The organism is Butyrivibrio sp. (genome assembly GCF_017940685.1).
In the GTDB taxonomy this organism is placed as follows: Bacteria; Bacillota; Clostridia; order Lachnospirales; family Lachnospiraceae; genus Butyrivibrio.
In genome coordinates, this window is sequence record NZ_JAGAYD010000152.1 from 1 (window position 1) to 6,270 (window position 6,270).

Annotated in this window: 4 protein-coding genes; 3 read left to right on the forward strand and 1 reads right to left on the reverse strand. The window is 40.6% G+C overall.

Going from position 1 to position 6,270, the window contains the following annotated elements:
• Positions 1–149 precede the first annotated feature (149 nt).
• Positions 150–401, reverse strand: coding sequence for a hypothetical protein (locus J6I68_RS09760; protein ID WP_292219996.1), 252 nt, complete (start codon positions 399–401; stop codon positions 150–152).
• Positions 402–683: 282 nt separating this feature from the next.
• Between J6I68_RS09760 and J6I68_RS09765 the strand changes: the two genes are divergently transcribed.
• From J6I68_RS09765 to J6I68_RS09775, 3 genes are read left to right on the forward strand one after another with little or no spacing between them, the layout of a single operon-like run.
• On the forward strand, positions 684–2,291 hold the full coding sequence (locus tag J6I68_RS09765; protein ID WP_292219997.1) for a diguanylate cyclase domain-containing protein: 1,608 nt from the start codon (positions 684–686) through the stop codon (positions 2,289–2,291).
• Between the two features lie 10 nt (positions 2,292–2,301).
• A complete protein-coding gene (locus J6I68_RS09770) occupies positions 2,302–5,247 on the forward strand; it encodes a response regulator (RefSeq protein ID WP_292219998.1) in 2,946 nt (981 codons plus the stop codon).
• A 19-nt stretch (positions 5,248–5,266) separates the two neighbouring features.
• Positions 5,267–6,034 (forward strand): response regulator, encoded by a 768-nt coding sequence (locus tag J6I68_RS09775; RefSeq protein WP_292219999.1) that lies wholly within the window; start codon positions 5,267–5,269, stop codon positions 6,032–6,034.
• Positions 6,035–6,270: the final 236 nt, after the last annotated feature.

The following is a 6,270-nucleotide window of genomic DNA, read 5'->3' on the forward strand; positions in this document are numbered from 1 at the left end:
AGAAAGGTAAATCTGTTGCGTTAAGAAAATCCTCTGGAAAGTCAAAATCATTTCCATCAGGTAAGTCAGCATAATCGCAAGAAGTCTCATCATCTAAGCTATCACTGTATTCCTGCATCTCGTTCCAGCTGCGGAGAGTGTTTATGAAGTCAGTCTGGGTTGATGCAGCGCCATCTTCGCTGCTTGAGGATAAGAACAAGAGAGTAATTATCCTGCAAGATTGGATGGTTTATAGTCCTTTCCTTTACACCACGTGAGTACATCCTGAAACCGCAGACAGGGCAGAAATGCGCTGTTGGTGGTGTTTCAAGTGTAAGGACTTTTGTCTGGCCCTGAATATCGATATTTTTGATGATCACATCGTTGTCTTCAAGGTCCAGTAAATCTGTGATACTATTCATGTATCCTCCTCCTTTGATATTTAGTCCAAGAAACATCATAAGAGAAGGAGGAAGTGCAGGGAATGATCCCTACATTAAAAGGACCAGGATTAGTCAGTTTCAATAACTGATTAACCCTGGTTTTGTTTATTCTCACAAGAGACCCTCAAAGTAGCCCCTCACGACAGACCCTCAAACTAGACCCTCAAAATGATTGGCCCTCAAAAACTTTGAATACCCTATTTTTATACTTATTTTAGAGAATTGTGTGACGAAAAATAGTATCATATTATATGGAGGATTATGCGTATGTATTATGCCAGCTTTGGAATACTTGCGGTCATACTGCATTTAATAATAAATCAGGAAATACTTAGAAAAGGCGGTGCAACCTCAAAGGATAGCTCTTATTATAAATACAGGCTGTTCATTATTGCTATTTTGATTTTTTACATAGCGGATATTTTGTGGGGATTTCTTGAAGAATCAAAGATATTTATTGCAGCCTATATAGATACGGTTCTGTTCTTTTCCATGATGGCAGTATCAGTTCTTTTGTGGACCATTTTTGTGGCAGCATTTCTTGGAAGGAAAAATGTTGGAACTACTATTATGTTGGTGGCAGGATGGGGAATCTTTGGTTTTGTAATCCTTCTTCTGATCATAAATGTTTTCTATCCAGCCATTTTTATGTTTACCGAAGAAATGGAATATATTCCTGGATCAGGCAGGCATTTTTTGCTGGGAGCCCAGCTGATCCTGTATCTGGCGATCTCGCTTTATTCGCTGTTTGTTTCCAGAACAGTTCCCGGAAGTGCAAAAATACGCTATAGAGTAATAGGTCTTTCAGGAGCAGTAATGGCGCTGTTTATTGTTCTACAGGTCAGAGATGCTTTTGCACCTTTTTACACAATCGGTTGTCTTATTGCCAACTGTCTTGTTCATGTATTTGTTGAGGAGTACGAGAAGGAGAGACTTGTAAGGATATCTAAGCAGGCGACAGAGAATAAGATCACATTTTCACAGATTGCAGAGAGTCTGGCATCTCACTATGATGTAATTTATTATGTCAATCTACAGAATGATAAATATGTTGGATATACATCTGAAAATATCTATGGAGACCTGAAGATTGAGGAGTCAGGAGATGACTTTTTTATAGATGTAAGACAGGATGCTCCTCAGATTGTCCATCCTCAGGACTGCAAGATGATTGAGGATGCTCTGGATAAAGATGCTATACTGACAGCTCTTGAAGATAGGAAATATTATGTTTTGGAATATCGCCTTATTGTTGAGACAAAAGTGCAGTATACAAGATTAACTATAATGAAGACCAGTGAAGGCTCCCATCTGATCATCTGTGTGGAGAACATTGATGATGAAGTGAAAAGAGAGCGTGAAATTGCCCAGGCTATCAATACAGAAAAGGAGATGGCAAGACGCGATGAACTCACTGGTGTCAAAAACAAGAATGCCTTTACAGAACTTGAACTGTCTATTCAAAAGAACATTGATAATGGAGTGGATTATCTGCCCTTTGCTTTTGTTGTCTGCGACATAAATTATCTTAAGCATGTAAATGATACCGAGGGACACAAGGCTGGTGACGAACTCATTAAAAATTCAGCTAAACTGCTTTGTGATATCTTTTCTCACAGTCCGGTATTCAGGATAGGTGGAGACGAATTTGCCATATTCCTTAGCGGCAATGACTTTGCGATAAAAGAACAACTTATGGATAAGCTTCAAAGTCAGGTCCTTCTAAATCAACAAAGAAAAGATGGCCCTGTCATTGCAGCAGGAATCTCCGAGTTTAATATCGGATCCGACCACAGTGCAACGGCTGTCTTTGAGAGAGCTGATAGCCAGATGTATGAGAATAAGCGCATTTTGAAACAGCAACAATAGAGGAATTATTATGCTGGGGTTTGAAAAGTACAAGAAATCATCTGTCATTATAGCCACATTAGTTGGGACTGTGACGTTTATCATGCTGGCACTGTGCTGTATTTATTCAGCTGTCTATGGTGCAAATATGCATATCTCCACTGGTGGAGTGGTGATCATCACTTTTTTTATTTTGCCGTATCTTATCCTTGGTGGCCTTTATGGTTATCTGATATCTTTGATTGTCTTTTTTATTTCCTTTATCTGCGCACTGATCTTTAATACGTCTGATGCGTATAAGATGTCAATTTTCCTTGTGGCAACTTTGTCTTTTTCTCTGTTTGGTCAGTATTTCTGGTTTGCAACCAAAAAGAAAACCGCGATTGTTGCGCTTGTTACCTTGGTTGCAACTTCTTTTACAGAGCTTCTATGTATTTCTGTGATCGAGTCCAATGAATATGCTCTATATCAGATGAAGAATGTTGGTACGTACTTTGTTAGAGATGTATTGGTCATATTTATTGCTGCATTCCTGTTTCATATTTACTATACAAAAGCACCAGATTCCTGGAAGTATCCCTTTCCTATTGCAGTAGCATATACTGGTTATTACCAGAATGACAAAGAGCTTTCAAGACAACTGCGTAAAACAAAGGTAAGCTACAAGATCACAGCTATCATCATAGGGATGGAACTTCTTCTTGGTATATTTGTAGGAATATTCATGGTAGTTCTTTTCCCGGATATAAAGGATATGTTTGTTGCAGGAATAAATCCTCTAGCCAACTCTGGATCAGAGGTGAGCATAGAAGAAATGAGGCAGCATATCGAAAGGATGAATTACATCTTCAGTGGAAATGCCATAAGTTATGATATAAAAATGGTCCTTCTTATAATGTGCGTGGGTGTTCCCGTGGCAGCAATCGCGAATTTCTACACCAAAACTACCATTGGGGCACCTCTGGGAAATATGTCTGACTTCATGCTTGAATATGCACAGGCGGATGATGAGAAAAAGCTTGAAGTGGGACAGAAGGTAGATGATATCTGTATTAAGACCCATGACGAGATACAAGTGGTTCATGAGTCTATTCAGGCAACAGTACATGCCATAGAGGAATATATTGCTCATATAAACGAGGAGCACGAACTGGAAAAAGAGCTTGAGGTGGCTCAAAAGGCTTCTGAGGCAAAATCATCGTTTCTGTCGAATATGTCCCATGAGATCAGGACGCCTATAAATGCGGTTCTTGGTCTTAATGAGATGATCATAAGGGAAAGTCACGAAGAGCAGATATTGGAGTATGCAACTAGTGTTAAAAGCGCCGGCAATTCCCTTCTTGGTATAGTCAATGATATTTTGGATTTCTCCAAGATTGAAGCCGGTAAGATGGACATTTTGCCTGTGGAATATAATATCAGCTCAACTATCAATGATCTTTTAAACCTTGTGGCTGTAAAGGCTGAGGATAAGGGGCTTGCGCTGAATTTCAACATTGATGAGACTATTCCACAAAAGCTTATAGGCGATGAGGTAAGGATAAAACAGTGCGTGACCAATATCCTTACAAATGCTGTGAAGTACACGGAAAAGGGCAGCGTTGATCTTAATGTTTCCTGCAGAAAGGCTGATGAAGACAGTATTTATCTGAGGTTTGAAATTGTTGATACGGGAATTGGTATAAAGGAAGAGGACCTTGAAAAGCTCTATTCGCCTTTTGAGAGGATTGAAGAAATCCGCAACCGTTCTATTGAAGGCACCGGCCTTGGAATGAGTATTGTTAAAAAACTTTTGGCCCTTATGGACACAAGGCTTGAGGTTAAGAGCGTTTACGGTGAAGGCTCCAATTTTTCTTTTGAAGTAAAACAGCAGGTTGCAAGTTGGGAAGAACTTGGGGACTTCAGGGAGAGGTATAAGGAATTTCTGGGAAGTCAAAAGAAATATTCCGAGAGTTTTGTTGCGCCTGACGCTCTGATACTTATTGTAGATGATACGCCAATTAACCTGACGGTGGTAAAAGGTCTTTTAAAGAAGACTAAGATCCAGGTTGATACTGCTGAGAGCGGTTTTGAAACTCTGGAGCTGGTCAAGAAAAAGAGATATGACGCGATTTTCATAGACCATAGGATGCCTGAAATGGATGGCATACAGACTCTGAAAGCCCTTAAGGAAATGGAGGATAATCTTTCCAAGGATGCTCCATGTATAGCACTTACTGCCAATGCAGGAGCAGGGGCGAGAGAAGAGTATATCGCTGAAGGCTTTAATGATTATCTGTCGAAGCCGGTAAATGGAGAGCTTCTTGAACAGATGTTAATAGAGTATCTTCCGAAGGAAAAGGTTCTCGAGGTTGATACAGCGGTGCTTGCGGATGGCAATGGAGAGGAAACATCTGATAGTGCGCAGAAAGATGTTCTAAGGCTCCTTCAAGGGATTGATCTTCATGAAGCAGAAAAGAACTGTGGAAGCCGGGAAGTTCTTAAAAATGTGGTAAAAGAGTTTTTGACTACAATTGATACTAAGGCTGAGCAGATAGAAGGTTTTGTTTCGGAGGGAGACTGGCGCAACTATACAGTGACGGTGCATGCCCTTAAGAGCAGCGCAAGGCTCATCGGAGCTATGGAACTGTCAGGAATGGCTGCTCATCTTGAGGACTGTGGCAATAAGGAAGACGAAAAGGAAATACGTGAAAAGACACCGGAACTCCTGGAACTCTTTAGAAGCTATAATGAAAAGCTCTCGGCAATAAATGGTAATGTGAGCGAAGATGAGCTTCCGGAAATAGGACCTGACGAGCTGGAGAGCGCTTTTGGCGATATGAAAGAGCTTCTTGAGGCTTACGATTTTGATACTGCAGATGGAATCATGGAGATGCTGTCTGACTATAGGATCCCTGAAGAATATAAAGAGAAATATGAAAAGGTAAAAACCCTGATGTCTGCAGTAGACAGGGATGAACTGTTAAAGATACTTTGAAATGCATGCGAGGACGAAGATGGATAAGAGAGTACTTCTTATAGGCGGCGGAAAAAGCTTTATGGTCACATCGATAGCCAAAGAACTGAAAGAACAGGGCTTTGAAGTGGTTCAGGCTTCTCCTGATGTAACTGAGATAGAACATATCGAGAACAGACCAAATGTCTATCTTATCTATGTGGACGATGTTGATGAGATGATGGAGTTTTTCGTGTATCTTAGAGACAAGTCCGTGGAGACGGATATTTCCATCAGCGTCATAGGTTCTCCCGACGAGATAGAAAAGATCTATACAAAGACTTCCAAGGACAAGATAGCTGCGGCCTTTGAGCGCCCTGTTAATGTGAAAGAGCTTGGCAGAGCAATGCTAAAGGTCGTTGAAGCTGAGGAAGTAAGACTCCAGAAAAAGAGAATTCTTGTGGTTGATGATGATGGAACAATGCTCCGGACCATAAAAGAGTGGCTCTCTGCAAAATACCAGGTATTCATGGTCAACTCCGGAATGGCTGCCATAACCTTTTTGGCCAAAAACGAAGTAGACCTTATTCTCCTTGATTACGAAATGCCCGTAACCACCGGCCCCAAAGTCCTTGAAATGCTCAGAAGTGAGCCTGCCACCAGTGACATCCCCGTAATGTTCCTCACCGTAAAGAGCGACAAAGAGAGCGTCATGCAGGTGTTATCCTTAAAGCCTGAGAAATATCTTTTAAAGACCATGCCCCCGACAGAGCTTATCGCCAACATCGATGAATTCTTCGAAAACCAGAAGATCAAGAAATACATGTGACAAATTTCGGACATCGCTACTGATAGAATCGGGATATCAAAATGGTTGAGAGTAATGTTTAAATCAATACCGCTTTAATGATTATAACTAACCCCAGATACTATTCATGTATCCTCCTCCTAGTATAGTAATGATGTAGTCATTAAGGACTACAGTTAATAGTTTCTATTTCCAAATCTAAGTAATGATTGAAGGGAGGATTCCCCTCTCATCAGATATCATCAAGGAGCTTAACT

Coding starts and splice junctions, on each gene's coding strand:
- J6I68_RS09765 (WP_292219997.1), top strand. CDS start 684: ATGCGTATGTATTATGCCAGCTTTGGAATACTTGCGGTCATACTGCAT.
- J6I68_RS09760 (WP_292219996.1), bottom strand. CDS start 401: ATGAATAGTATCACAGATTTACTGGACCTTGAAGACAACGATGTGATC.
- J6I68_RS09775 (WP_292219999.1), top strand. CDS start 5,267: ATGGATAAGAGAGTACTTCTTATAGGCGGCGGAAAAAGCTTTATGGTC.
- J6I68_RS09770 (WP_292219998.1), top strand. CDS start 2,302: ATGCTGGGGTTTGAAAAGTACAAGAAATCATCTGTCATTATAGCCACA.